This is a genomic window from Butyricimonas sp. Marseille-P2440 (assembly GCF_900091675.1).
Classification (GTDB): Bacteria; Bacteroidota; Bacteroidia; order Bacteroidales; family Marinifilaceae; genus Butyricimonas; species Butyricimonas synergistica.
Genome location: NZ_LT594607.1, coordinates 88,502 through 113,803, shown reverse-complemented (window position 1 = coordinate 113,803; position 25,302 = coordinate 88,502). Strand labels below are relative to the sequence as shown.

The following is a 25,302-nucleotide window of genomic DNA, read 5'->3' as shown; positions in this document are numbered from 1 at the left end:
GCTTTGTATTCGCTATATAGTCGTGATCACAATTCATTAACACTTGACTCGTCAACTGTTATTCCGGTGTTATGTAAATGTTACTCTGGAGTTGTAGCTTATTCTCTTCCTATTCTCTGCTTTTTTTCGTCTTGTTTTCCTTGAGAAGGGGGCTTCATTGGTGTGCAAAAAAATCCCGTATCGCTTGTGCCAATTTTTCAGGCTGTTCGCTATGAATCCAATGTCCGCATCCCGGGATTTCTTTTATACGGGCTGCCGGGAATTGTTCTTGTAGGCAATCGATGCCTGCTATCAGGTTGGATTGCTCGCCTTTGATAAATAGAATCTCTTTCTCGTACTTATCATGAGGCAGCTGCCCCGGGCAACCGCTGATCTCGTTAAAATGTTGACTGAGTACCCGGTGGTTGATTTTCCATTCAAAGCCGGAAGGGGTTTTCTTGATGTTTTTCAAGAATAGTTGTTGCGAACGCTCCGTCTTGAAATGTTGTTGTATGGCTTCTCGCACTTCTTCCCGTGTGGTAAAGCGGGTAAAATCGAAATTTGCCATAAAATCAATGATCTTGTTGTGGCTTCCTCCGTCCCGTTGCGAATAGGCTACGGGAGCAATGTCCACGATGATTGCTTTGTTCACGATGTCCGGTCTTTTGAGCAATAATGCCATCACGATCTTGCCTCCCATGGAATGTCCCACGATATGTGGCAGAATGGGGAGGCGTAAATCCTCAATTAGTTCGATAATGTCGTCGCTCATGACCTCGTAATTCATCTCGTCGGCATGAGGGGACTGCCCGTGATTCCGAATATCCGGTAAGATAACTTGAAAACGGTCTTCTAACGAATGGGCTATGGGAAGCCAGTTTTCAGAGGCTCCCCATAATCCATGTAGAATCAATAAAGGAGTTCCTTCTCCGGTTGTGCGAAAAAATAATTTCATGGTGGTTGACGCTGTTTATTTCTGCAAATTTACAAAGAGGGAATGAATAATACAAAAAAGACCGCCCGGAGAGGCGGTCTTTCCATATAGAACTAAGTAGAATTAGTCTTTCAATTTAGCTTTCAAGAATTCTCTGTTCAAGCGGGCGATGTGCTCGATAGAGATGCTCTTCGGACACTCTGATTCGCAGGCTCCCGTGTTGGTGCAGTTACCGAATCCCAGTTCGTCCATTTTGGCAACCATTGCTTTTGCACGACGGGCTGCCTCGATCTTTCCTTGCGGAAGAAGAGCCAATTGGGAAACTTTTGCAGCCACGAACAGCATGGCTGAAGAGTTCTTACAAGTAGCGGCACAAGCCCCGCAACCGATACAAGCAGCAGCGTCCATAGCCTCGTCGGCTGCCGGCTTGGCGATTGGAATTGCGTTACCGTCAGGTACGCCACCCGTGTTTACGGACACGTATCCACCGGCTTGCAGAATTTTCTCGTAAGCTCCGCGGTCAACGATCAAGTCTTTGATTACCGGGAAAGCCCCGCAACGCCATGGCTCGATCGTGATGGTTGCACCATCGTTGAAACGACGCATATGTAATTGGCAAGTAGTCACGTCATCGTCCGGTCCGTGTGCACGTCCGTCGATAAACAAACTACATGTACCGCAAATACCTTCGCGGCAATCGTGGTCGAATGCCACCGGTTCTTTGTTCTCGCTTACCAGTTGTTCATTCAGAATGTCCAACATTTCGAGGAATGAACTACCGGTTGAAATATTATGAATCTTGTAGGTTTCAAAACCGCCTTTCGACTTTGCGTCTTTTTGACGCCAGATCTTTAGGGTTAGTTCTTTTAATATTTTATCTGCCATAACGATTTTTCATTTAAGATTATTTATAAGAACGTTGAGCTACCTGAATGTTCTCGAACACGAGCGGTTCTTTGTACATTTCGGGTTCCTTGTTATCTCCCTTGTATTCCCAAACGGAAACGTACTGGAAGTGCTCGTCATCACGTTTTGCTTCACCTTCTTCGGTGACGGATTCCAGACGGAAATGACCTCCGCAGGATTCGTTACGATTGAGTGCATCCAATGCCATCAGGTGTGCGATATCGATAAAGTCTGCCACACGTCCGGCTTTCTCAAGCTCGTTATTCATGGCGGTAAACTCTCCGGTTACGCGCAAATTCTTGTAAAATTCTTCTTTCAACTCGGCGATCATTTTGATTGCTTTCTTCAAGCCCTCAGCATCACGAGCCATTCCGATATAATCCCACATGATGTGTCCCAACTCTTTGTGGAAGTGATCCGGTGATTTCGTACCCTTGATGTCATACAATCTACGCAGATGGTCGGTAACGTTCTTTTCAGCAGCGTCGAACTCCGGCGTATTGGTTTTGATTTTCGGGGTTTGAATGTCATGAGCGAGATAATCTCCGATCGTGTACGGCAGGATGAAATATCCGTCAGCCAATCCCTGCATCAATGCGGAAGCTCCCAGACGGTTAGCCCCGTGGTCAGAGAAGTTACATTCTCCGATGGCGTACAATCCGGGAATCGTGGTCATCAGGTTGTAGTCTACCCAAAGACCTCCCATGGAGTAGTGGATAGCCGGGTAAATCATCATCGGGTTGTTATACGGGTCAACAGCCGTGATCTTCTCGTACATCTGGAACAAGTTCCCGTAACGTTCTTCAATTGCGTGTCTTCCTAAACGTTCGATCGCGTATTTGAAATCCAGGAATACGGCTTTACCCGTGTTGTTTACCCCGAATCCGGCGTCACATCTTTCTTTAGCGGCGCGGGAAGCTACGTCACGCGGAACAAGGTTTCCGAATGCCGGGTAACGACGTTCCAAGTAGAAGTCACGATCTTCGTCCGGGATGTCGTTCGGGTTCAAAGTACCGGCTTGCAACTTCTTGGCATCCTCGATTTTCTTCGGAACCCAAACACGTCCGTCATTACGTAATGACTCGGACATCAAAGTCAACTTACTTTGTTGATCTCCGTGAACCGGGATACAAGTCGGGTGAATTTGCACGAAGCAAGGATTACCGAACATGGCTCCGCGTTTGTATGCTTGCCATGCGGCACTACCGTTACATCCCATGGCGTTGGTTGACAGGAAGAACACGTTACCGTATCCACCGGTTGCCAATACCACGGCGTGAGCCCCGAAACGTTCGATTTTTCCGGTAACAAGGTCACGGGCGATAACACCTCTTGCTTTTCCGTCCACGATAACGATGTCAAGCACCTCGTGACGGGTATATGATTTGATTTTTCCTTTCTCGATTTGACGGTTCATGGCACCGTAGCAACCTAACAACAATTGTTGTCCGGTCTGACCGCGGGCATAGAACGTACGGCTTACCAAAGCTCCACCGAAAGAACGGTTGTCCAAAAGACCGCCGTAATCGCGGGCGAAAGGTACACCTTGAGCGACACACTGGTCGATGATGGCGTTACTTACTTCGGCAAGACGGTAAACGTTAGCTTCCCGTGCACGGTAGTCACCACCTTTAATAGTTTCGTAAAATAATCTATATACTGAGTCGTTGTCATTCGTGTAGTTCTTGGCAGCGTTGATACCTCCCTGTGCGGCAATAGAGTGAGCACGACGGGGAGAATCCTGATAGCAGAACGTTGTCACGTTATATCCTAATTCAGCAAGGCTGGCTGCAGCAGATCCTCCGGCGAGCCCGGTTCCCACGATGATAACATCTAATTTCCTTTTATTAGCGGGACTAACAACTCCGATATGTGCTTTGTGATTCGACCACTTCTCGGCTAACGGTCCTGCTGGTATTTTAGCATTTAATTCTGTCATAACCTTAATAATTTTTTGATTTTAGATTTTTGATTTTAGATTTGATTTACGAGTCGTAAATCATCAATCGTAAATCGTAAATTAGTTCGCCAGTCCAAGCATGAAATAAAGTGGAATGATACTGAATCCTGCCGCGATGATGAAAGCGAAGATTTTAGCAACACATTCTAATCTTTTTCTCCAAATCTGGTTACTGAAACCGATGGATTGGAATGCTGACCAGAAACCGTGAGTCAAGTGAAGTCCCAGGAAAATGCCGCCCAAGATGTAAAGTAAGCAATAGATAACGCTTGATTTGAACAAACCGGAAACTAATGCATAAGTGTTTTCCATAGCGACCCCGTCTACTGTGGTTTCAGCTAGTGGTGTCCCTAATGACGGGAATTTGATGTTCCACCAGAAGTTCCACAAGTGGATAGCCAAAAAGATCAGTACCAGCCCCCCGAGAATGTACATGTTTCTGGATGACCAGGTGCAGTTGCCTGCTTGGTTGCGGCGGTCATACTTGATAGGGCGTGCACTTCTGTTTTGAAGAGTCAGGATCGAGGCCAGCACGATATGGAAAATGAATCCGATGGCAAGAATCGGTTCCACGATCTTGATGATGGGATTCGTAGCCATGAAATGGGCCCCAATGTTGAATAAGTCCCCACTATTATCCACAATCAGTAGTAGATTTAGTGCCAAGTGGACGCACAAAAACGCAATAAGAAAAAGACCTGAAATACTCAGGAGCATCTTTTTCCCAATCGACGATGTTAAGAAATTGCTCATAATGTAGATCTATTTATTGATAACTATTTATATTCTTTATTCGTGCACAAAAGTATCTTTTTTTCCGTCATGTTAAACGCTTCTTGCTATTTTAAAATCATTCTAAATATAAAGAATTTTTTCTCTAATGAAAGCGAGTCCATAAGGTCTATAAGGTCCATAAAGTCTATAAAGTTACGGGCGTCCTTCGGACATGGTTTAACGGTAGCCTGTGCTGCTGCAAACAAAGCGCCCCGCAGGGATCAACGGACTTTATGGACCTTACGAACCTTATGGACTTTACAGACTTATTTCACGATTGCCTCGTAAATGATTTCTTGAATTTTTGTACGGATATTATCCTTCATAAGTTTGTCATTAAACTCGTTAGGATACGTTCTGTTGGAAAGAAAGATATATATGAGTTGGTTTTCCGGGTCGTTCCAGGCAATAGCTCCGGTGAACCCCGTGTGACCGTAACTCGTGCAGGGTGTTCCTTCACAAGTAGGTCCTGTTTTATCGGGGAGAGTTTCCGGCTTGTCGAACCCCAAGCCCCGGCGGTTTTGCTCGGGCGGTAATTGGGTACAGGTGAAAAGGTCGATGGTAGCGGAATCTATTATTTGTTCCCCGCCGTATTGGCCGTGGTTGAGGTACACGCTCATGATTTTAGCCAGGTCTTCTGCCGTCGAGAACAGTCCGGCATTGCCCGATACGCCACCCATGAGAGCTGCTATCGGGTCGTGCACGTAGCCTTTCAACACGGACTTTCGGAACACGTTGTCGTCGCTCGACGGGATAACCCGGTCCATGTCGAGGTGCAGATGGGCATTAAAACCGGAATTGTAGGCTCCCAATCTTTTTAGAAAATGATCCCGGTTGTACACGTCGAAAGGGGTGATGGTTTGTTCCTCCACGATATCTTTTAGAAGGACGAATCCGAGATCGCTATACGTGTATTTTTTTTGTGGCAACAAATCCGTGTTCAGCAGTAAAGTATGGATAGAATCCTGAAAATGACGGTGTATATAAAAATGGGGTGAAACCAGTAGATAGTCTTTTCCGCCTTTGAAACTGAACGTGCTATCACGGTATTTGAAACTCGGATTGACATACAATCGCTCCCGTAGTTTCTTCGTGTTCGTTTTCGTGTATTTGCTCGTAAACAACCTGCCTTGCATTTTTTCCCAGTCGATGGCATGGCTGAAAAATGAAAAAGAAGCCTTTAGACCGGCGTTGTGAAGAAGCAATTCCCGAATAGTCAGGTCTTTCTTGTTGGATTGCGAAATTGCGTACGAGTAACGGGATATAGGAGTATCCAAAGCTATCACTTGCTGGTCGTAAAGCATCATGACAGCCGGCAAAGTTGCCGCAATCTTCGTGATGGAAGCGATGTCGTATATATTATCTGTCGTGTTTGCTTTTTTTTTGTCGTAGGTATTGAAACCGAAAGCTTTGTTGTAAACCACATAGCCGTCTTTTGCCACCAGTACCTGGCAACCGGGGGTTGCTTTCGCTCGAATGGCTTCCTGGCACACGCTGTCGATGCGATATAATATTTCGGATTGCATCCCGCTACTCTCGGGTTTATGGTATCCCAGGCGTACTTTAGGAGTAGATAACCCGGTTCCGACGGGAAAATAGTAATTAATGCTCACGGGTAACTTCCCGTTTACATGAATACCACCGAAGATGGCTTGTGCCGCGAATTCCTGTGCCGGAGTATCATGAGAATAACTTAATAGAATAGCGTCCAGTGGAAGGTAACTGTAAATATCTAGACCGTAGGGGGTAGCCGGGTGACAGAATATAACTCGTTTCCCCTTGAGTTGTTTCAAAATGCCGGATAATACCTGCGAGGAACCGAACTGCCGGGATATGGTGTTGCGGGCGGCACTATTGTACACGATCACGCAATTGTAATCGGATAGATCTTTCAGTAGTTCTTCAATGGCGTCCTTGTTTGCCCCTGCCTGAATGGAGAAATGGGCACAAGGTGCGTATTTCTCCAACATCCCTTCAAAAGCTTTGGCTTTCCGATCCCCAAAATTGAGGGAAGCAATACGCAGAGTATCCAGATTGGTGAGAGGAAGCAGTAAATCTTTATTTTGAATAAGTGTAATAGCTTCCGCGTAGGTTTCTTGCAACAGAGCTTGGTCTGCCGGGGTGTTCAAACGGGAAGTTAGCATGACCGTGTCAATTGCTCCCGTGTTAGGGAGTACGTATTTTTCTTTCGCGGCAAGAACCCGGCGACATTTCTCGTCTATTTCTTCTTCCGTGAGAATACCTTTGTGGATAGCTGCTTTGACTTTCTTGACCGTGGCTTCCACGTTTTCCGGGAAAAGCAATATGTCATTTCCCGCCACGAGAGCCTTCACGTCAGCCTCGCCGGGAGAGTTCCCTTTTGTAACCCCTTTCATGTTCATGGCATCCGTGAAACATAGCCCGTCGAAATGCATTTTTCCCCGTAACAAATCAGTTACGATATGCCGGGACAAGGAAGCAGGTATATTGGTCGAGTCATACGAGGGAACGTTTAGATGAGCGACCATCATGCCGGGAATGCCGGCAGCTATCAATTGCCGGAAAGGATATAGTTCCACAGTGTCGATACGGGCTACCGAGTGTCTGATAAGGGGAAGGGCAAAATGTGAGTCGGTGTCGGTATCCCCGTGACCGGGAAAATGTTTCGCTACCGCCATGATTTGTTGGGATTCCAGTCCTCGGGTGTATTGTAAAGAACGGTTTCCTACTTCGTCTTTTTTCTCCCCGAACGACCGGATTCCGATGACCGGGTTTTTAGGATTGACATTGATGTCGGCAACGGGAGCGAAATTCACGTGTATTCCCATGGTGTGGCATTGCCGTCCGATGGCTTGCCCGATGCGGTATATCAGGTTCGTGTCACGAATTGCTCCTAACAAAGTTTGGTTCGGAAACTCCATGGCTGGTTTTATACGCCACCCCACGCCGCTTTCAGCATCCATACCGATCATCAGTGGAATGATAGCCTGTTGCTGGTAATCATTCGTCATTAGGGCTTGTTTTTCGGGACTCCCTTGAAAAAAGATGATACCACCGATATGGTATTTTTCTAATGTTTCACCTAATTGTTTTTCATACAAGCTATCCTTGTTGCTGTATGCAGCAACCATAATTAATTGCCCGATCTTCTCTTCCAAACTCATGGTATTCAAGGTGGAATCGACCCATTGCGATTGAGCACGCCCTGTCATCGGGCAGGAAAGCAAGCAAAATATAGCGAAAAACAGAATGAGACGGTACATTAATTTAGATTTTAGATTAACTCGATTAGTATGGAAAAGTGCGGTAAACAATCTTGTTTGCCGCACTTCTCTATACTAATCGAAATTAGATTATTTCAACAATTCAGCAACTTTTTGCTTCAATTCTTCGCCTCTTAAGTTTTTAGCGATGATCTTGTTGTTTTCGTCCAACAATAAGGTTGCAGGAATGCTGGTGATGCTAAATAATTTAGCCGGTTCAGCTTGCCAACCTTTTAAGTCAGAACCATGTTTCCAGATCAAACCATCTTTTTCGATAGCTTCAACCCATTTCTCTTTGTTGTTATCCAAAGAAACACCGAAGATTTCCAATCCTTTCGGGTGGTATTCATTATAGAGAGCCACGACATTCGGATTCTCGCCACGGCAAGGACCACACCATGATGCCCAGAAATCAACTAATTTCACTTTACCTTTGATATCATACAAAGAGATTGCTTCTCCTTCCGGAGTCGTAACCGTGAAATTCGGGGCAATTTGTCCTACTGCAGTTTGTTCTAGTTTTGCAATTTGTGCAGCGATAGATTTACCGTGAGTACTAGCTTTAGCGTTTTCACCGAGAAGGGCGAATCTTGCTTTTAAGTCGTCTAATTCCATTTGACCCATGGCAGATGCGATTACGAAAGCGGCAACATAAGTGTCTGCGTTAGCTTTGAGCAATTCCAATTCTTTTGCTTGAGCTGCTTCAACAATTTTACCAAATTCTTCTTGAATAGCTTGCATTTTAGCTTGGTCTTGAGCTTGGTTTGCTGCTTGGAATTCGCCTTGCAATCTCATTTGCTCTTGCATGATGCCTTGGTTAATAGCAGAGAATTGATTATATAGTTTTTGAGCTTCCCCGCCTTCAATCTTCAATCCGGTTTGGTCAGCATTTATCGTGATATTGGTGTTTTCAACCATAACAGGGATACCGCCTTGTTGTCCGGGGAAAATGATATAAGCAGCGGTAACTCCGTCTACTTTACCAGCAAACTCGAAAGCACCGTTAGCGATGTCTGATTTAGCTAAAGTATCCACTTTGTTATCTACAAAAGTCACAAGAGCTGCTTTGGGTACCTGTATCCCCTGAACATTCCCGGTAACTTTGAAACCGCTTTGTGCGTTACATGCTGCAAGAGTCATACTAGCAGCAACGATTGATAATAAAATCTTTTTCATGTGTTTTAGTTTTCTTAAATAGATATTTAATATGCCATTAATTAATCTTGGCTTTCATGAACCACAATTCCTTAAAGGCAATGTTTATTCTTAGTTTTACGTACTTTTCCATAATCTGGTTGTTCTTGTGCGTACCTCTCATTCCGAGGTCTACGGCAATTCCCAGCATCAACTCTTGATAAGGTAAGCGAACTGGAATCTGTGATCCGATGGTTATCCCGTAAGTATTGATGTCTGTTAAGTTAAATTCCAGATGGGAACGGGTAAAATAGGCTCCAGCCATATATTGGTTTCTTTGCCACCAGTAACGCCCTACGGCATTAGGTTGATAGAAACTGCCTATTGCTACTTTATGATAGTTCTGGTATTCTTTATTCGTCCCGAATTCCTCGTACTGTGACATATTTTGGAAAGTATAATCTCCGGCAAACAACCATCTTTTATCATATTGAAATGACGCTCCGGTCGTGATCCTAAAAGGATAAAAGATCGTTCCGTTTTCAGTGGCTTCATCGTTTAGAAGAATGGAATTGCCGGATGCTACACTTGTTTTGTAGGCTTGGAATGTTCTTCTTGCATGCAGGGGTGTCCCAAAGTTGAAACTCGTTCCTAGCGTAAGATTTGACTTTTTACCGATATTTAAAGGTAATTGTGCACCCAAAGTAAACAATGCTGCGCTCATTTGAGTGATCGTTTGAGTTTTCAAATAATAACCGCTTGTCATGGGAAGTAACATCATAGTTAAGCGATCATCCACTTTCCCGAATAGATAGGACACGTTTGCCCCCACGGATAATTTACCCAACTGATATCCCGCTCCCAGATAGGCTTCATTAAGACCGCCACTTCCTTCCACTTGTTGCGTGCAAAATTGGCTGAGGTCTCCTCTGACCACGTCTGTATAATACACGTCGAATCCTCGGTTAGACCGTTGCAGAATACCGAAAGACATGAATAATTTTTTGTATGCCCGAAAAGCCATACTAACCGCTCCGTTTTGAGCAACTTTGTAATTTGCATGTGTTTTATGGGATGAAATATCAACGTATTCCCCGGTAATTCCCGTTTGGAAATAAAAGCGTACGGAATCCAATGCCGTGTAAGATGCAGGATTCATGAAATTGATGTTATAATTATCCCGCATAGCGGCAGAAACTCCACCCATTCCAATATATGCTCCATAGGTGTCTGGTAATAATCCGAAGCCCTCTTTAGAATAAGGGGTTCCGGAACTATTTTGCCCGAACACGTAAGTAGTCATTAATAATAGGGTAATACTTGCTAATATCTTTCTCATAAATTTTATATTTGAAACCTCAGTTCTTTTTTACTTGTAGTGGCTATAATAAATACTTAATATCGGTTCTTCTTTCAGTATTACTCGTTGCAGCGTGTTGGCTACATTTCCTGTGAATATCTGGTACGAGGGGGCATCGGATAAACCGTAATAGCTTCCCGGTAAACCGACTAATAAGTAGATTTCCGGTACTATCGGGTTGCCACCTTCCACTAAATTGACATAGTAATCCGTAATGTCGATGATATATGATTTCGAGTTGGGGTCAACTGAGTTTTGTGAAAGTGTACCATATATAACATTTTGTCCGGACATATCGGTTAAAAGTCCCTTGATATAATTGTCTTTGGTTATAATATAGACACCTAAATTTTTGGGTTCAGGAATATTGTTCTCCTGCAAATCTGTATTTACGCGGAGTTCGATTTCAGCCTTCATGATCGTTTGATAAGCGGCGGCGTCAGCGACAAAAGGAACTTTTATTTTTGTCATGAACCCGTTCAACCCTTCAATAACTGCCATTTTGAGATCATCAAAAGGCTTCGATTCCTTGAAGGTGATATCCTCGAATTTCGTTGTGGGATCATAATTTATATGCGTGAAAGCGTACGTATTATTTACGAGAGTGTTCGTGTTTTGTCCACTAGCGCAAGGCCAGGTATAAGTAGTCATATCTTCGCCTTCGACCGCTCCGATGTGGTAATGAAATTTTAATTTGAGATTGGAAGGATCAATATTCATCAAAAGCGAGTTGTCTTTACCAGGAACGATCGCTAAAGCTCCAAAGTCTTCCATGAATTGAGGATAATTTATTTGTTCTAGTATAGGGTCTCTCGAGCGCATAAGGTCGAACAAAGTTTTCCCAAAGTCATAATTCAGTTTGAAATAGGCTTGAGCGATGTTATCTTTTTGCGGATAGAGCGTCAGTGTTGCGAGTTTCTCCCCCAGTTGCAATGAATCGATATTACAAAGAATGGGATTGTAAGGATCGAATTGTATATACTTCTTATCTTTGGTTCTGTATAACTCGAACGTTTGGAACGCTGTTGAGTCCCCCGCCAATGTTTTCAGATAAGGGATTGTTAAGGTTAGAGAATCAAATTCGCAATTATTTTCCCACGTGATAGAAGATACAAAGCCTTGAGGTGCCACTTGAAAGTAGGGAATAGTCGCTATCGAACCGGTAAGATTATCCGTGATCTTTCCCATGACGAGAGGGGATACCGAAGAACTGGATACATTGGATGTCGGAAACGAATCCAATCTTATGGTTGATGTTTCTTCCATCACGAAACGCTTGACTTCTATGAAATTTTCGTTGGAAATTAAATCATCCCCGATAGTGGAAAGATTATTGTCACACGCATATAATAGTAACAGAAAACTCGCAATAAAGAATATTCTCATGTTTCTTGATTTTGGTTTAATAACAAGGTGCGAAGGTATAATTATTTTCCAAAAAATCGACATTTAGAATTGTATTTTATCTAACAGGAGGTTAAAAAAAGAGAAGACAGTACATTTCTCTTTTTTTTTGTTGGATTTAAGGATAAAATATGTAGTTTTGCCTATTGAAAAAAAGAACGTTTGAAGCAGGACGTTTAACGGATAAAATATAAAATAAATCAAGTTGAAGAACGTATGAGAAAATTTAGTTTATTAGTACTAGCTGTTTTAGGATTTGCTTTTGTCGCTTGTGATGATGATGATCATTTGGGTGACTGGGCAAAAGCTCCAGAGTTTAGTGGGAAAATGAGAAATCAAGCTGTGTCATTCACGATAGGGGATAATGTTTACGTTGGGTTAGGATTTGGGGTTGACCTCTCCGAATATACTGATTTCAAACGCTTCGACACGAAAGCTATGACTTGGTATGATGTCGAGGATACATTTAAGGATATGCCGGATGCAAAAGGACGTCACGGGGCTATAGCTTTTACTGCAGAAGTTGATGGTAAAACATATGCTTACATCGGGTTAGGGTACATTGCGCCGAATGGTGTTGGTAGGCAAAAAGAATATTTGAAAGATTTTTGGCGTTATGATGCGGAAACGAATACTTGGAAAAAATTGCCAGATTTTCCGGGGACAGAACGTAGAGATGCCGTGGCATTCTCGTTAGGTGGATACGGTTTCGTTGGAACAGGTCGTGCAGACAACGCAGAAATGTTTAAGGATTTTTATCGTTTTGATCCTAAGACTGAAACATGGTCAGGTGATTTAGGCTTTTTAGGTGGTCAGAGATATGGTGCCACTGCATTTGTTATTGATGGTGCTGCTTATGTGTGCTTGGGGTTGAGTGGTGGTTCTCCTAGAACAGACGTAACCAAATGTACGGTTGATGCTAACGGGAATGTAACATGGGAGGCTATGCAAGCTCTGGCGGACAAACCAAAGGTAAAGCAAGACAAGGATTATGGGAGAATTCCGAGGGGGTATGCTATTAGTTTTATTTCTAATAGAGGTAAGGATGGCGAGAGTTATGCTTATATCGCAACGGGTAGTCAAGGTCCCAATCTTCAGACTGTATGGAAATATAATCACAAGAAAGACCAATGGCACCAAATGGAAAATATAGCGGGAGGTTCAATTACTGGGGCTGTAGGTTTTGTTGTTGATGGCTACGGTTATTACACTACAGGTGGTACTTCTATTGATCCGACCGGAGCTGTTTCAAGTAATGCATCTTCATACTTCTCTAATACATCTTGGAGATTTATACCTGATGTGAAAGAAGATCGTGCAAATGACTACGATTATTAAAATAAGTAATTGTAAGAATTTATAGATATATGTTCTTTTTTTAGGGTAGAAATAAATAAACGAGAATTATTTGATTCTCGTTTATTTATTTCTACCCTCTTGAGAGATTGCAAGGGATCAATTGGCAAATCTGTGTTTGTTTTTTATATTAGGCGTAAATTTTGTACTGTTGAAACAAGAAAATTTAATATCTCTAATTCCCTTGAATACCCTTCTAAACTCTTTCACCTTGGCATTAAACGATTCCGCAGCAGCATTGGTGCTCCTATTGTTGAAATAATTCAAAATGGTTTGATAGTGATTCTCGATAGTTCTGGTCACGGTGGCGAAAGCCTTGAACTTTGTTTCCTCGACTTTCTTGTACCACGGTGCTAGCTTTGTGTAAGCGACATCTTTTCACCTGGTGATGAAGAAAATACATGTCCTGTTTGGTCAGATAGATGATGTCATCGCCCAAGAGAAATCACTAGAAAACAATGATGAGGTTGAATTCATTCCGGTTATGCTGACAGAAATGGCAGGCGAATTACGAGATGCACTTGCACAGGCTCCCGCTCCTTCCACGAAAGAGGAAAAGACCGCACTGAAAAAGAAACGTAAACAGCTGAAGGAACTGGAAGAACACAGAGATAAACTGCAGGAACATAACGGTTATCTGGACACTCTGCAAGAGCGCAGTTCCTATTCTAAGACAGACAAGGATGCCACTTTTACGAGAATGAAGGAGAATGCTATGCGCAATGGGCAGACAGAACCCGGTTACAACCTTCAGATTGGAACCGAGAACCAATTCATTACTGACTTCGCTCTTTTCCCTAACTCCATGGATACACTTTCCATGATACCTTTTCTGCAATCCTTTTCGGACAGATACGGCAGGCTGTCCCATACCGTGGTTGCCGATTCCAGTTATGGTTCCGAGGAAAATTACTGTTTCATGTCTGAAAACGACATGGAAGCCCACGTCAAATATAACTACTTCCACATGGAACAGCGACCGAGATTCAAACTGGGGCCGTTCAAGGCTGAAAACTTCTATTACAATGAAGACATGACTATTGCATCTGCCCATGGGACAAAAGATGCAGAGTGCAGGAACCAGGCATGTGAAAACTGCATCCGGATATGTAAGCGAAAATGCCAGGGACAGGGCCGTCAGACGTGAAGGGTATCCGTTGAGATGCCTGTGTGTTAAAGCCAAAGTGAACAGAATAATAGAACTGAATCACAGGCTCAGGAAATACAGGCAGAAAGCAAAAGAGTTACTATGTTTCGAAGAAGGACTGAAACACAGAGCCCAAAGATGTATAGAACCGGAAGTCGTGTTCGGGCAAATATAATATGAACAACAAACGTTTCCGCCATTTTGGAAAGGACAAGGTCTTTATGGACTTCTCCTTCTTGGTCATTGCCTTTAATATAAAAAAGATGTGTGCAAAAATGAGAAAAGAAGGTAGAGACTGGCTGATTAAATTGTTTTATGACCTTGCAGCCGCTTTTTTTAGATGTTTGGAACACATTTAATCAAAGAAATCTTCAAAAGATCGCAGCTTGAAGAATGGTAATTGATTGGTATAGCCGATGATGAACAAAGAAGGTGCATCGTGCATTGCGACACACCTTCATTGAGCCATTACATTAGTATTTTAAAAGATGAAATTCGGTCATTCCAGTTAATGCCACTTTTTACTTTGTATTTTTTGAAATTATTTACTTTTAAATTGTAAAAGATATCAAGCCCTGTAGAAAATTCGTCATCATATATTCCGTCATGAAAGTCAAAAGTTATTGATTGTGCCCCAAAATTTATATTTCGGAAAAATGTAACACGGCTACAGCATGGAAACCCGGGACCGTCAGAATGTACGCGTGCGGATGATACCTTCTCGTCTATGCCATACTCTCCGATGCTAAAAACGAGAAGTTCGTGTGTGAATCTATATTCGGCATAAAGACCAGCTTGATCTAAGTTGTAATGGGCATGTTCATATAATGTTATTATGCTATAATTGGGTGGTAAATTTAAGGCTTTATTATTGGTTCTTGCGGGCTTCTTTGCCTGTAGATCACCATAAGAGTCAAAATACTCAATATCGCCTTTTGGGGTCACATAAGTAGCCAATTCTGGCAATTCTAGAAGTTGATTATAAAGGGTTGCAACTTTTTTGTCTTCTAAGATCATTAAGGTGTCGTTTTCTATGTGGTAAAGGGAAGAATAAGTCTCTCCTTTGTACGTGAAGTCGAAAGTTTCTCTTAACGGGATAAGTTGTTCATTACCTGTTAGGTTCACTGTTGAAGCTAATTCTAAATCCGAGTTTTGGCATCCAAACATAACGCTAATAAATGAAGCGAATAAAATTGTAATTTTTTTCATAGTCTTTGCTATTTTGTAGTTGATTATTTTCCCTGTGTAGAAGCATAAACCTATTGCTATGTGAAGATTACAGGGATTGTCTTTCAAGGGGTCGATTTGTTTCTTTTTTGTTATACCTCCTTTCTTTAGTGAAACATGGTTGATTGTATCTCCTGAAAATTGTCTTTTTTCACCCCTAAAATTGATTTGCTCTATCTAATAATCAATGATTTGTATTTTTTTTTGTTTAGCGTGGTATTCTATATGCTAGAATACTTTGAATGATGAAATACGATCGTTCCAACTCATACCTTTCTTAATATTATAATTACGGAAATTTTCTACTTTAAGAAAATAGTAAGTTTCTTCGAGAGGGAATTCATTATCATATATTCCAGAATGAGTAGAAAAAGTTATTGATTGACCACCAAAGTCTTTGTCTCGAAAGAATGTCATTCCGTTTGCATGTGAAGCATGCTGAGGCCCGTATACCCGAACAGAGGATATCATATCATTCATATTGAAGGCACGTAGGTCTCTAAAATCCATACCAACGAAAAAGTTGAAGTAGTGACTGCGACCACTTTTTTCTAAATTATAATGAGCATGCTCATATATCGTTAAAGCAATGTGGAAGTCAGCATAAGGGCTTATATCTGTTGTTTTTATCGGATGTTCATTCAATAGATCATTATAAAAATCAAAATATTCAATATCTCCATTAGGTGTTACGTAAGTTGCTAGTTCTGGTAATTCTAGAAGTTGTTCATAAAGGTTTGCAACTTGTTCGTTTTCCAAAATCATTAAGGTATCATTTTCCATGTAGTAAGGAGAGGAATAAGTTACTCCTTTGTACGTGAAGTCGAAAGTTCCTCTCAACGGAGTTATTTGTTCGTTACTCGTAAAACTCTCTGTTGTCGCTACTTCTAAATCTGAGTTTTGGCATCCGAGTATAATACCAATAAATAGAGGTAATAAAATTGTAATTATTTTCATCGTTGTTGTTATTAAAATTATTGATTTTTTTCCCATGTAGAAGCGTAAACACATTGTTACGTGAAGATTGTGGGAATTGTCTTTCAAGGGTTCAGTTTCTCTCTTTTTTGTTGTACCTCCTTTTTTTAGTGAAATATTATTAGCATAAAGTTCCGGAAATAGGAACTTTTTTATCTTTCTATTTTCATATGAATTAGCATTTATTACTTTTGTAAAAGTATAGTTAAGAGGCGTCGTGTCAAAGGCTGAATTGTGGCAAAGTTGTTCCTTTTTTTGTCCAATTTTATTTGTTTGATATGATAAATATGTTATAAGTAATTCGAGTAAATATGAATAAACGTCTAAGAATAAGTTGGATAATTACAGGAGTTGCCATATTGGGCGTGTTTGTTTGGCAAATCATGTCGATTATGGACTTGTATTCTTTAAGGAACGAGAGGTTTATTTCTAAGGTGAATAAATGGCTTCCTCGTGTTATACATGAGCAGAATTCTCTTGCAGCACAGAAATCCTGTGTTATTTCAGTCGATCGTTCGGCTTCCCGATTGTTGATTTCGAAAGAAGGGAAGGTCACGGGAGTGGTAATCGATGACGAAGAGGATTTGGTCGATGCGGAATATAGGGCGATGTATGATACTCGGGATTCGACAATTTGGACTTTGGAAAATTTGTATGCCTCTCTTCGACGGAGAATGAAGATGAATGAAGAAGTTTTTCCTGTGGTCTTTCGTTTGTTGGATAGTACCGGAAATGAAATAGACAGTTGGGAGAAAGGGCATATTTCCTCTTGGTTGAGCGTGCGGGGAGAACCTGTCAAATTGGGATTTTTTGGGAAACACGTGCTCGAAACGGAATTTATGTTTCCGATTCAGCATTTCTGGAAACGTTCGAAAAATTCTTTTATCATTTTGTTCGTCTTCTTGTTCCTAATTGTATCCTGTATCATGATTTTGATGTTCACGATAAGTGGAGAGAAAGAACGAGTGCAAGGGCAACATCTTTTTTTGAACACGGTGGTACATAATTTACGTTCCCCGTTAGGGTACATGATTGGTGCTCGTGATATGATTTACACGAAATATGGGGAGATGATGGAAGAAAGGCACTTACTTATGCTTGAAGGAATAAGAGTAAAACAAAATGATATGAATAGGGCGATTACCCGTTTGTTGACCCTATCGAATATTTTCCATAAAATTGGAATTCGTCCTCGGGAAGTGAATCTGAAAGAAATGTTCGACAGGTTAGCCACGTTGAATTTTGTGGAAATTCCTTCAGGTAAAAAGGTCAATATAAATATCCATTTTGAATTGGAAGATCCGGTAATTACTGTCGATCCGGTTTATTTGCCTGTCGTTTTTGAAAACCTGATAGGGAATGCGATAAAATATTCAGGGAAGAAGGTAAAAATAGATATTGTTTGTCAAGAATGGCAGAATAAGATTATGATCCGAGTGAAAGATAACGGTATGGGGATTTCACCCAGTGGATTGAAACATATATTCGAGATTTATTACCGAGACCCGATGGTGCGAAACGATAATACGCGAACGGGTTTCGGGATTGGTCTTCCTTTTGTGTATTCTGCGGTGAAAGCGCATGGGGGGAAGATCACGGTGAATAGTGAATTGAACGTGGGGGCGGAGTTTTGTATTATTTTACCTCGTAAACAATGGAGAAAAAAATAGACGTTCTGTATGCGGAAGACGATCAATATACCGCAGAAATGATAAAAATGTTTTTGGAAGAACAAGAATTTAATGTGCGGATAGCTGGCGACGGGGCACAAGCATGGAATGTTTTCCGTTACTGTCCTCCCGATTTGTTGCTGCTTGATCTGGAAATGCCGGGGAAAGACGGGTTGGAACTGGTTCGTTTGGTGCGTGAAACGAACAAACGGATTCCGATCATTTTTTACAGTGCTCACATGGATGTTGCCAAAGAATTGGAAGCGATAAAATTAGGGGCGGATGATTGTATTCATAAAAATGGAGATAAGGATTTATTGTTGTTAAAATTGAGAAATATTTATCATCGTATTACACGAGATGAAAAAGACCCTCATATTTATTTTCTGTCCGAAGCGACAAAATATAATGCTATTGCTGGGCTTTTAACAATAAACGGGAAGAAAATCTTTTTGAAGTCGATGGATGCCCGACTACTTCAATTACTCTGTGTCAAAATGCATGAGATTGCCGGGGATGAATACTTGATACGAGGTTTGTGGGGAAATGTTCAAGAACAGAATAAAGAGAATGCATTAAGAAAAACGATAAAGCATTTGCGTGATCTTTTGGGAGCCGATACGTCTTTGTTGATAAAGAATGATTATGGGGAGGGATATGTTTTGACTTCCTGTAAATTTCCTGAGCGTAATTGATTGGATTTTGTGTTGACTACCGAATTTCATAGATATTCCCGGGTCATCCCATAGTATTACTACCTCATGATGCTTACAGGCTACTTAGCATACACTTGTACCGCCGTTCTCAAGCGGTGATGGAAGTGTGTTATAACGGTTTTGTAACTGTTGAGAGGTGGAATAACAAGAGGATTACCCGGGGATTACAGCGTAAAAGGAGTTGATTTGTATATATTGGGAGAGCTCGTTTTGTTTGTCTGTTGTCGGAAGAAAATACTATGAAACTTTTTTATTATCTTTATGCCCTAATATAGATATTATTCCGGATGAAAAAGTTTGGTATTATTATATTTTTCTGTTTGACGACATTGAGTTTGTCGGCGCAGTGGAACACGGCAAATCTGTTACGTGCGGGAAAGAGTGCGATCATGTTTGATGATTACGTGAGTGCGATCGAGAATTTCAATAATATTCTTCGGGTGAAACCTCATTTGTCTGAGCCTTATTTTTTCCGGGGTCTGGCAAAGTTGAACTTGGATGATTTCGAGGGGGCGATACGGGATTACTCGGAGGCGATCGAGTTGAACCCGAATTATTTCCACGCGTATATGTACCGGGGAATCGCTTACCACAACATGAAGCGGTACGAGGATGCCATGAAAGATTACAACACGGCGATCTCGATCAATCCCGGGGAAGCATACGTTTATGCCAATCGTGCTATAACGGAGGCGGATATGGGAGAGTACAAGAGTGCAGAGAAAGATTACTCGAAAGCGTTGATTATAGATAAGGAATTGTTGCCGGCTTACTTGAATCGTGCGATTATGCGGGAGAAGCTGGATGATTGGGAAGGAGCTATCGAGGATTGCAATATGGCGATCAAGTTGAATATGTTTTCGGATGATGCATATGGCTTGCGGGGATACTTGCATTTCAAGGAAAAGAAGTACCATGATGCGATCGAGGATTACAACAAGGCGTTGAAGATAAACCCGGAGAATAAGCGAATATTGATGAGCCGGGCGATCACGTGGTACGAGATGAAGAAGTTCCCGGAAGCGATGGAGGATTATACTGCCGTGCTCAAGGTGGACAGCACGTATGCTTACGCCTATTACAACCGAGCATTGTTGAGAGCGGAGATCGGGGATAATAACAAGGCGATAGATGATTTTGATAAGGTGTTGGAGATGAACCCGGATAATATATTGATCTATTTTAACCGGGGATTGTTGAAGATGGAGATTCGGGATTATAGCGGGGCGTACAATGATTTTTCGGAAAGTATTTCGCTCTATCCTGATTTCGTAAAAGCTTATTTGGCACGAGCAGCGGTGAGCGCGGATATGAACGATTTCGCTTCTGCCCAACAAGACAGGTACAAAGCGGAGGAGATCATGGATCGTTACAAGCGGATGCAAGAGGGGGATAAGAATGCGTTGGTCGATACGACAGAGAATTTCCGTCGTCTGATAGATATAAATTCCAGGGATGACCGGATGAAAGATGTTATTAACGGGCGTATACAAGACCGGAACGTGATCATCGAGTTGCAAGATATGTTTGTCGTGCAATACTTGGCTTTAGATACTTTGCGGAAAGGGAAGGTGCAGTATTTCGACAAGCGGATTATGACGTTTAACCAGGAGCATAATTACAATCCGGCGTTGACGATATCCAACAAGCATTTTGATTACCCGCGGGAATTCGAGGATGAATATATTGAAACGCTGTCTTCCAAGATCCGGAAGAACAGGAGCGACGTGGATGCTTTATTGTTGAGAGGTTCATTGTATTTGAATCGGGGCGATTACACGAAAGCGATCGAGGATTTCAGAACGGTCGTGGAGCGTGACCCCAAACATTTGTTCGCGTTGATGAACCTGGCTAGTGCACGTGCCAAGATGTACGATTATATCGAGTCGATCGAGGAAAAGACATCCCGCGTGGTGGGCGAGGAAGAGAAAGTGAAACGGACGATAGACTATTCACTGGTGCTGGAAGGAAATAACAAATGTCTGGAGATTGATCCTGAATTTGCTTTTGCCATGTTCAATATTGCAAACGTGTATGCTAAGAGCGGTAAAATACAGGAAGCTATCAATATGTACACGAAAGTATTGGAATTGGATAAGGATATTGCCGAGGCTTATTTTAACCGGGGATTGCTTCGTATCTACCAGGGTGACCGGAGTGCCGCGAACGTGGATTTGAGTAAGGCTGGCGAGCTCGGGTTGACGGATGCTTATAGCATTATCAAGCGTTATTGCTCCGTGGAGGAGGAATAACTATTTCCTGATGCGCCATTCTTTCGGGTAGTAGTTGTTCAGGCGGTTGCCTGCTTCTTTTACCCAGCCTAAGGCTATTCCTTTATATGTGATTAGTATCCAAGCTCCTCGAGGAGCCTCGAATCGAATATCTTCCTTGCGTAAATATTGCAGGGCAGTGGCGAGGTCTACTTCTTGCCGGGTGGCGTGTTGTTGTTGCAATTTATGAAATAACGCTAGCGAATGAGCGGGACGAGTCGAGCCTTTCACGGATTCCCCGATCTCACATCCTTTATAGATAACCCCGGCTTTGGATTCTAGGTACTGGATAAATTCGGCGTGAGGCGAGGGCATGATGCCGAGCGTGGTGCCTGCCAGGTAAGGGGTGTAATTTGTAATATCGGGCAGAAGCGGGAGTATGTCAGCCGGGAGCCGGGGGGCTTGATTTTGTGAAGTCCGTTTTTCTTTCTTAAGGGTGAAGGGGTGTCCGTTTTTCTTGCGGATGACTCCCATGAATAAGCCTTCTCCGGCAGATTTGTGCGGGTAGAAATGATACCCCCGGGCGGGAGTGCGTGTATTCGTGATTTCCGGGTACTCGTGCCGGATTGCGATGGATTCCGCGTCAAAGGTGGCGAGCATCCAGGAGAGTATGTCCTCGTTCTCGCCAGGATTGTAAGTACAAGTGCTGTACACGAGATAACCTTCGGGGGAGAGGGCATCCCAGATGTCCGAGATGATTCGTTTCTGGCGTTCCTCGCACAAGCGTAAGTTGTTTTCGCTCCATTCCTCTATGGCTTTTTCGTCTTTACGGAACATGCCTTCGCCGGAACAGGGGGCATCTACCAGAATGATGTCGAAAGCTCCTTTCATTCCCGAGAAGCGGCTGGGATCGCTATTCGTGACAACGATGTTGTCGTATCCCCACTTTATGATGTTTTCTTTTAATATCGACGCTCTGGATTTGATTACCTCGTTGGAGATTAACAGGGAACCTGCCGGCAAGTTCGCCGCCAAAAGAGTTGATTTTCCACCGGGAGCGGCACATAAGTCCAGTACCCGGAGGGGGGTGTTTTCCGCGATTTGACGAAACGCGGTTTGTAAGAACATCGACGAGGCTTCCTGTACGTAATAGGCTCCCCCGTGTAAATAGGGGTCGAGCGTGTAGACCGGGCGTTCTTTCAGGTAACAGGCTTCGGGACACCAGGCGACCTGCCTGTCGATGAGTTCGGAAAAAGGAAGCGGGTACACGTTTTTTGCCGGATTCAAACGGATCGAGGCAGGGGATGTCGAGTTGAGCGCTTCGAAGAAGGCTTCCGATTCGTCGCCCAGGATGCGGGTCATTCTCTCGATGAATGCAGGTGGTAATGAAATCATAAACATTTTGGATTAAGGTGACAAATTTAATGAATTATTTGTTGATATGTTTTACCTTTGCGATGCAGAGTTTATAAAGTTCATAAAGTTTGTAAGGTTCATAAGGTTGGCGGGAGGCGTGTGGTTTGAATCTAAAATTTAAAATTAGGAGTCATGGAGATTCAGGAGAATTTTAACTTAAAGGAATATAATACATTTCGTATCGAGGCGAACTGCAAATATTTCGTGAGATGCGATCGGGAGGAGGATTTGTTGGAGTTCGTGAAGTCATACGAGTTGAAGCCGGAGGAAGTGCTGATTCTGGGGGGAGGGAGTAATTTCCTTTTCACGGAAGATTTTGACGGGGTGGTTTTCTATCCCGTGATGCAGGGAATAGAGATCGTGGATGAAAACGAGAGAGAGGTATTCGTGCGCGTGGGAAGCGGCGTTGTCTGGGACGATTTTGTGGCGTGGGCGATAGAACACGGGTACGGGGGAATCGAGAACCTCTCTTTGGTGCCCGGCCATGTCGGGGCGACCCCGGTGCAGAATATCGGGGCATACGGCGTGGAGGTCGGGGAGTCGATCGTGCAGGTGGAGGCGGTGGATATCGTGAAGGCGGAAAAGGTGCGGATTGACGCTGCCACTTGTCGGTTCGGTTACCGGGATTCAATTTTCAAGCACGAGTGGAAAAATCGTTATGTTGTTACTCGCGTGACGTATCGGTTGATGAAACAACCTGTTTTCCGCCTGCAATACGGAAGCGTTCGGGAGGAAGTAACCCGTTTGGGAGAGGTCACGTTAAAAGCCATTCGAGAGGCAATCATCCGGATACGGGAGGCAAAGCTGCCTGACGTGAACGTGTTGCCGAATGCCGGGAGTTTTTTCAAGAATCCGTTGGTGGAACGGGGTATTGCAGATGCTTTGCTGGCGGAGTACCCGGGGATGCCGGTTTATCCCGTGGACGAGGAACACGTGAAATTAGCCGCAGGGTGGTTGATCGAAATGACCGGATGGAAGGGGGAAGGTATCGGGAATGCGGCGGTGCATGACAAGCAAGCGCTAGTGCTAGTGAATAAAGGGGAGGCAAGTGGCATAGAAATTGCACATTTGGCTAACGAGATAAAGAAATCCGTGTTCCTCGAATTCGGGGTTTGGTTGGAGCCGGAAGTAAACATTATATAGGTTGAAATGTGGTGTTTAGGGAGATTGTTGTCATAAATCTAAAATTGAGAGAATGGAGAAGTATTCAGAGGAAATAAAGATTCGGGGGCATTACACGGATTTGCAAGGGCGTTTGATCGTGAAATCACTTTGTGATTTGTTTAATGACGTGTCGAACGAGCAGACTTTATTGCTAGGGTTTGATGTGCCCACGTTGAATGCCCAAGGATTGACCTGGATGCTGCACAAGTTGCATATCGTGATGAATCGTGTGCCGGAACAGGGCGATACGGTCATTTTTGAAACGTGGCCTTCCGGTATCGATCGTTTTTTTGCTTTTCGCGATTACAGGGTATTGTCCAAGGAAGGAGAGGTCTTGATTCATGCCACTTCCGAATGGATGGTTATAGACATCAATCGCCGGCGTCCGGTGCGGTTGCCCGCGTGTGTCACGGGAAATGCAGCTTCTTGCGTGGATGTTGTCCGGGAGATCGCTTTTGATCTGGACACGAAGAATATGCCGGAAGAATACGAAAATTCCCGTCATTTCACGGCAACCTATGATAACATCGATTTTAACAAACACGTGACGCAGGCTACTTACACGCGTTGGGTGACAAATTCTTTGTCTTATGAATTTTTGAAGGAGCATGAACTCCGGGAATTGGAGATCGTGTACGAGCATGAAGTGTTGCCGGATGACGGGGTGAATGCAGAGAATCATGTGATTGAAAAGGATGATCGGGTGGTGGTTTACCACCGGGTGAAGAATGACGCTTTGGATAAAGTGCATTGTTTGGCTGTCAGTGTTTGGAATAAACGGAAAGAGGCATAAAAAATATGTTGTATTTTTTCTTTGTAAGGAGAAAATATGTATATTTGCACCGTCAAAAAGGACAAGCCCAAGTGGTGAAATTGGTATACACGCTACTTTGAGGTGGTAGTGGCCGTTCGGCTGTGCAAGTTCGAGTCTTGTCTTGGGCACATATATCCTGATAATCGTTTGATTGTCAGGATATATTTTTTTTAGCAGGAACGCATTTAGGAACGGCAGTCAATTCTAGGCTTTATTTTTCATTTTTCGGTAATGTATTTTTTATTTGCTTGAAGAAAATACGCCATGTATTATTCATGTGTTGATATTAAATTCAATAAATAAATTATTATCTTTGTATTGGTAATTTATTAATATTGATATGCTCACACCGAAACAAGAGGCTTTTTGTAACTACTACATGGAAACCGGTAACGCTTCCGAGGCGTACCGGAGAGCTTTTTGTTGCAAAAAAATGTCTGAAAAGACTATCTGGGAAAAAGCATCGGTATTGTTGTCGAAGGGCAAGGTTAGGACAAGGGTAAGAGAATTACAAGACGAGCAAAGGAGTAAGTCTGATATAACAAAAGATAAAATTCTAAAAGAACTATCTAATATAGCTTTTTCTTCGATCTCCGAAATGCACAACACGTGGATCGAGAGAAAGGAATTTGAAAAGCTAACGCCTGAACAGAAGTCTACAATAAAAAGTATTTCGACGAAAGTATTGAAAAAGAATATAGGTACACATGATGATCCCGAGATAGTAGATGTCGAGTATGTTAAAATAGAACTTCACGACAAATTGAAAGCTATCGAGCGTATTTGCAAGATGCTTGGATTTGACGCCCCGGAAAAAGAAGAGGTTAGCGTTTCGTTTGCCAAGCCTCTGTCGAGAGAAGACAGGGAAAGAATAGAAGAAGAACTTGAAAAAGATTACTAGCGATGACAGAACA

Annotated in this window: 19 protein-coding genes, 1 tRNA gene and 2 pseudogenes; 10 read left to right on the top strand and 12 right to left on the bottom strand. The window is 42.8% G+C overall.

The window, feature by feature from the left end; translation table 11 throughout:
• Positions 1–154: 154 nt before the first annotated feature.
• The 8 genes from BN8899_RS01955 to BN8899_RS01920 form a co-directional block, all read right to left on the bottom strand.
• Positions 155–934 (bottom strand): alpha/beta fold hydrolase, encoded by a 780-nt coding sequence (locus tag BN8899_RS01955; RefSeq protein WP_065218110.1) that lies wholly within the window; start codon positions 932–934, stop codon positions 155–157.
• A gap of 102 nt (positions 935–1,036) precedes the next feature.
• Entirely contained in the window at positions 1,037–1,798 is a 762-nt protein-coding gene (locus BN8899_RS01950; protein ID WP_065218109.1) for a succinate dehydrogenase/fumarate reductase iron-sulfur subunit, read from the bottom strand.
• Positions 1,799–1,817: 19 nt separating this feature from the next.
• Positions 1,818–3,758, bottom strand: coding sequence for a fumarate reductase/succinate dehydrogenase flavoprotein subunit (locus tag BN8899_RS01945; RefSeq protein WP_065218108.1), 1,941 nt, complete (start codon positions 3,756–3,758; stop codon positions 1,818–1,820).
• A gap of 81 nt (positions 3,759–3,839) precedes the next feature.
• Entirely contained in the window at positions 3,840–4,532 is a 693-nt protein-coding gene (locus tag BN8899_RS01940; RefSeq protein WP_018338578.1) for a succinate dehydrogenase cytochrome b subunit, read from the bottom strand.
• A gap of 287 nt (positions 4,533–4,819) precedes the next feature.
• The gene (locus BN8899_RS01935; protein ID WP_065218107.1) at positions 4,820–7,795 is read right to left on the bottom strand and encodes a glycoside hydrolase family 3 N-terminal domain-containing protein; all 2,976 of its coding nucleotides are present in this window, start codon (positions 7,793–7,795) and stop codon (positions 4,820–4,822) included.
• A 90-nt stretch (positions 7,796–7,885) separates the two neighbouring features.
• Positions 7,886–8,971, bottom strand: coding sequence for a TlpA disulfide reductase family protein (locus BN8899_RS01930; protein WP_065218106.1), 1,086 nt, complete (start codon positions 8,969–8,971; stop codon positions 7,886–7,888).
• A 37-nt stretch (positions 8,972–9,008) separates the two neighbouring features.
• Entirely contained in the window at positions 9,009–10,268 is a 1,260-nt protein-coding gene (locus BN8899_RS01925; protein ID WP_051082732.1) for a hypothetical protein, read from the bottom strand.
• A 30-nt stretch (positions 10,269–10,298) separates the two neighbouring features.
• Positions 10,299–11,675, bottom strand: coding sequence for a DUF4270 family protein (locus tag BN8899_RS01920; RefSeq protein WP_018338582.1), 1,377 nt, complete (start codon positions 11,673–11,675; stop codon positions 10,299–10,301).
• 234 nt (positions 11,676–11,909) lie between these two features.
• Between BN8899_RS01920 and BN8899_RS01915 the strand changes: the two genes are divergently transcribed.
• Positions 11,910–13,031, top strand: coding sequence for a Kelch repeat-containing protein (locus BN8899_RS01915; RefSeq protein WP_018338583.1), 1,122 nt, complete (start codon positions 11,910–11,912; stop codon positions 13,029–13,031).
• Between the two features lie 117 nt (positions 13,032–13,148).
• Here BN8899_RS01915 and BN8899_RS20310 read toward each other — a convergent pair.
• Positions 13,149–13,361: pseudogene (locus BN8899_RS20310) on the bottom strand (transposase); the annotation flags it as partial.
• A gap of 76 nt (positions 13,362–13,437) precedes the next feature.
• Here BN8899_RS20310 and BN8899_RS01910 point away from each other — a divergent pair.
• Positions 13,438–14,196 carry a transposase gene (locus tag BN8899_RS01910; RefSeq protein WP_231932239.1) on the top strand — a complete coding sequence of 253 codons (759 nt, stop codon included), beginning with the start codon at positions 13,438–13,440 and terminating at the stop codon, positions 14,194–14,196.
• Positions 14,102–14,555: pseudogene (locus tag BN8899_RS21330) on the top strand (transposase). The gene BN8899_RS01910 and the pseudogene BN8899_RS21330 overlap by 95 nt, the downstream one beginning before the upstream one ends.
• A 109-nt stretch (positions 14,556–14,664) precedes the next feature.
• Here the strand turns inward: BN8899_RS21330 and BN8899_RS01905 are convergent.
• A complete protein-coding gene (locus tag BN8899_RS01905; protein ID WP_065218105.1) occupies positions 14,665–15,405 on the bottom strand; it encodes a hypothetical protein in 741 nt (246 codons plus the stop codon).
• A 246-nt stretch (positions 15,406–15,651) separates the two neighbouring features.
• The gene (locus BN8899_RS01900) at positions 15,652–16,380 is read right to left on the bottom strand and encodes a hypothetical protein (RefSeq protein ID WP_065218104.1); all 729 of its coding nucleotides are present in this window, start codon (positions 16,378–16,380) and stop codon (positions 15,652–15,654) included.
• Positions 16,381–16,709: 329 nt separating this feature from the next.
• On the opposite strand from BN8899_RS01900, the gene BN8899_RS01895 reads away from it, so the two are divergent.
• The 3 genes from BN8899_RS01895 (at position 16,710) to BN8899_RS01885 (ending at position 21,036) form a co-directional block, all read left to right on the top strand.
• Positions 16,710–18,068: a sensor histidine kinase gene (locus tag BN8899_RS01895; protein ID WP_082986867.1), complete on the top strand. Its 1,359-nt coding sequence runs from the start codon at positions 16,710–16,712 to the stop codon at positions 18,066–18,068.
• Positions 18,053–18,763, top strand: coding sequence for a response regulator transcription factor (locus tag BN8899_RS01890; RefSeq protein ID WP_065218102.1), 711 nt, complete (start codon positions 18,053–18,055; stop codon positions 18,761–18,763). Before BN8899_RS01895 ends, BN8899_RS01890 begins: the two co-directional genes overlap by 16 nt.
• Before the next feature lie 308 nt (positions 18,764–19,071).
• Positions 19,072–21,036 carry a tetratricopeptide repeat protein gene (locus BN8899_RS01885; protein WP_065218101.1) on the top strand — a complete coding sequence of 655 codons (1,965 nt, stop codon included), beginning with the start codon at positions 19,072–19,074 and terminating at the stop codon, positions 21,034–21,036.
• Here BN8899_RS01885 and BN8899_RS01880 read toward each other — a convergent pair whose 3' ends face one another.
• Positions 21,037–22,389, bottom strand: coding sequence for a methyltransferase RsmF C-terminal domain-like protein (locus tag BN8899_RS01880; protein WP_231932237.1), 1,353 nt, complete (start codon positions 22,387–22,389; stop codon positions 21,037–21,039).
• 153 nt (positions 22,390–22,542) lie between these two features.
• Between BN8899_RS01880 and murB the strand changes: the two genes are divergently transcribed.
• The 4 genes from murB (at position 22,543) to BN8899_RS01860 (ending at position 25,289) form a co-directional block, all read left to right on the top strand.
• Positions 22,543–23,553 (top strand): UDP-N-acetylmuramate dehydrogenase, encoded by a 1,011-nt coding sequence (murB, locus tag BN8899_RS01875; RefSeq protein ID WP_065218100.1) that lies wholly within the window; start codon positions 22,543–22,545, stop codon positions 23,551–23,553.
• Positions 23,554–23,605: 52 nt separating this feature from the next.
• A complete protein-coding gene (locus BN8899_RS01870; RefSeq protein ID WP_018338587.1) occupies positions 23,606–24,367 on the top strand; it encodes an acyl-[acyl-carrier-protein] thioesterase in 762 nt (253 codons plus the stop codon).
• Between the two features lie 65 nt (positions 24,368–24,432).
• A tRNA-Leu gene (locus BN8899_RS01865) sits at positions 24,433–24,516 on the top strand.
• Between the two features lie 212 nt (positions 24,517–24,728).
• Positions 24,729–25,289 carry a terminase small subunit gene (locus BN8899_RS01860; RefSeq protein ID WP_065218099.1) on the top strand — a complete coding sequence of 187 codons (561 nt, stop codon included), beginning with the start codon at positions 24,729–24,731 and terminating at the stop codon, positions 25,287–25,289.
• The last annotated feature ends 13 nt before the right edge of the window (positions 25,290–25,302 follow it).

Excerpts from the sequence above, each read along its gene's own strand:
- BN8899_RS01900 (WP_065218104.1), bottom strand. The coding sequence starts at position 16,380 with ATGAAAATAATTACAATTTTATTACCTCTATTTATTGGTATTATACTC.
- BN8899_RS01940 (WP_018338578.1), bottom strand. The coding sequence starts at position 4,532 with ATGAGCAATTTCTTAACATCGTCGATTGGGAAAAAGATGCTCCTGAGT.
- BN8899_RS01920 (WP_018338582.1), bottom strand. The coding sequence starts at position 11,675 with ATGAGAATATTCTTTATTGCGAGTTTTCTGTTACTATTATATGCGTGT.
- BN8899_RS01955 (WP_065218110.1), bottom strand. The coding sequence starts at position 934 with ATGAAATTATTTTTTCGCACAACCGGAGAAGGAACTCCTTTATTGATT.
- BN8899_RS01895 (WP_082986867.1), top strand. The coding sequence starts at position 16,710 with ATGAATAAACGTCTAAGAATAAGTTGGATAATTACAGGAGTTGCCATA.
- BN8899_RS01890 (WP_065218102.1), top strand. The coding sequence starts at position 18,053 with ATGGAGAAAAAAATAGACGTTCTGTATGCGGAAGACGATCAATATACC.
- murB (WP_065218100.1), top strand. The coding sequence starts at position 22,543 with ATGGAGATTCAGGAGAATTTTAACTTAAAGGAATATAATACATTTCGT.
- BN8899_RS01935 (WP_065218107.1), bottom strand. The coding sequence starts at position 7,795 with ATGTACCGTCTCATTCTGTTTTTCGCTATATTTTGCTTGCTTTCCTGC.
- BN8899_RS01885 (WP_065218101.1), top strand. The coding sequence starts at position 19,072 with ATGAAAAAGTTTGGTATTATTATATTTTTCTGTTTGACGACATTGAGT.
- BN8899_RS01910 (WP_231932239.1), top strand. The coding sequence starts at position 13,438 with ATGAAGAAAATACATGTCCTGTTTGGTCAGATAGATGATGTCATCGCC.
- BN8899_RS01915 (WP_018338583.1), top strand. The coding sequence starts at position 11,910 with ATGAGAAAATTTAGTTTATTAGTACTAGCTGTTTTAGGATTTGCTTTT.
- BN8899_RS01925 (WP_051082732.1), bottom strand. The coding sequence starts at position 10,268 with ATGAGAAAGATATTAGCAAGTATTACCCTATTATTAATGACTACTTAC.
- BN8899_RS01860 (WP_065218099.1), top strand. The coding sequence starts at position 24,729 with ATGCTCACACCGAAACAAGAGGCTTTTTGTAACTACTACATGGAAACC.
- BN8899_RS01950 (WP_065218109.1), bottom strand. The coding sequence starts at position 1,798 with ATGGCAGATAAAATATTAAAAGAACTAACCCTAAAGATCTGGCGTCAA.
- BN8899_RS01945 (WP_065218108.1), bottom strand. The coding sequence starts at position 3,758 with ATGACAGAATTAAATGCTAAAATACCAGCAGGACCGTTAGCCGAGAAG.
- BN8899_RS01870 (WP_018338587.1), top strand. The coding sequence starts at position 23,606 with ATGGAGAAGTATTCAGAGGAAATAAAGATTCGGGGGCATTACACGGAT.
- BN8899_RS01930 (WP_065218106.1), bottom strand. The coding sequence starts at position 8,971 with ATGAAAAAGATTTTATTATCAATCGTTGCTGCTAGTATGACTCTTGCA.
- BN8899_RS01905 (WP_065218105.1), bottom strand. The coding sequence starts at position 15,405 with ATGAAAAAAATTACAATTTTATTCGCTTCATTTATTAGCGTTATGTTT.
- BN8899_RS01880 (WP_231932237.1), bottom strand. The coding sequence starts at position 22,389 with ATGATTTCATTACCACCTGCATTCATCGAGAGAATGACCCGCATCCTG.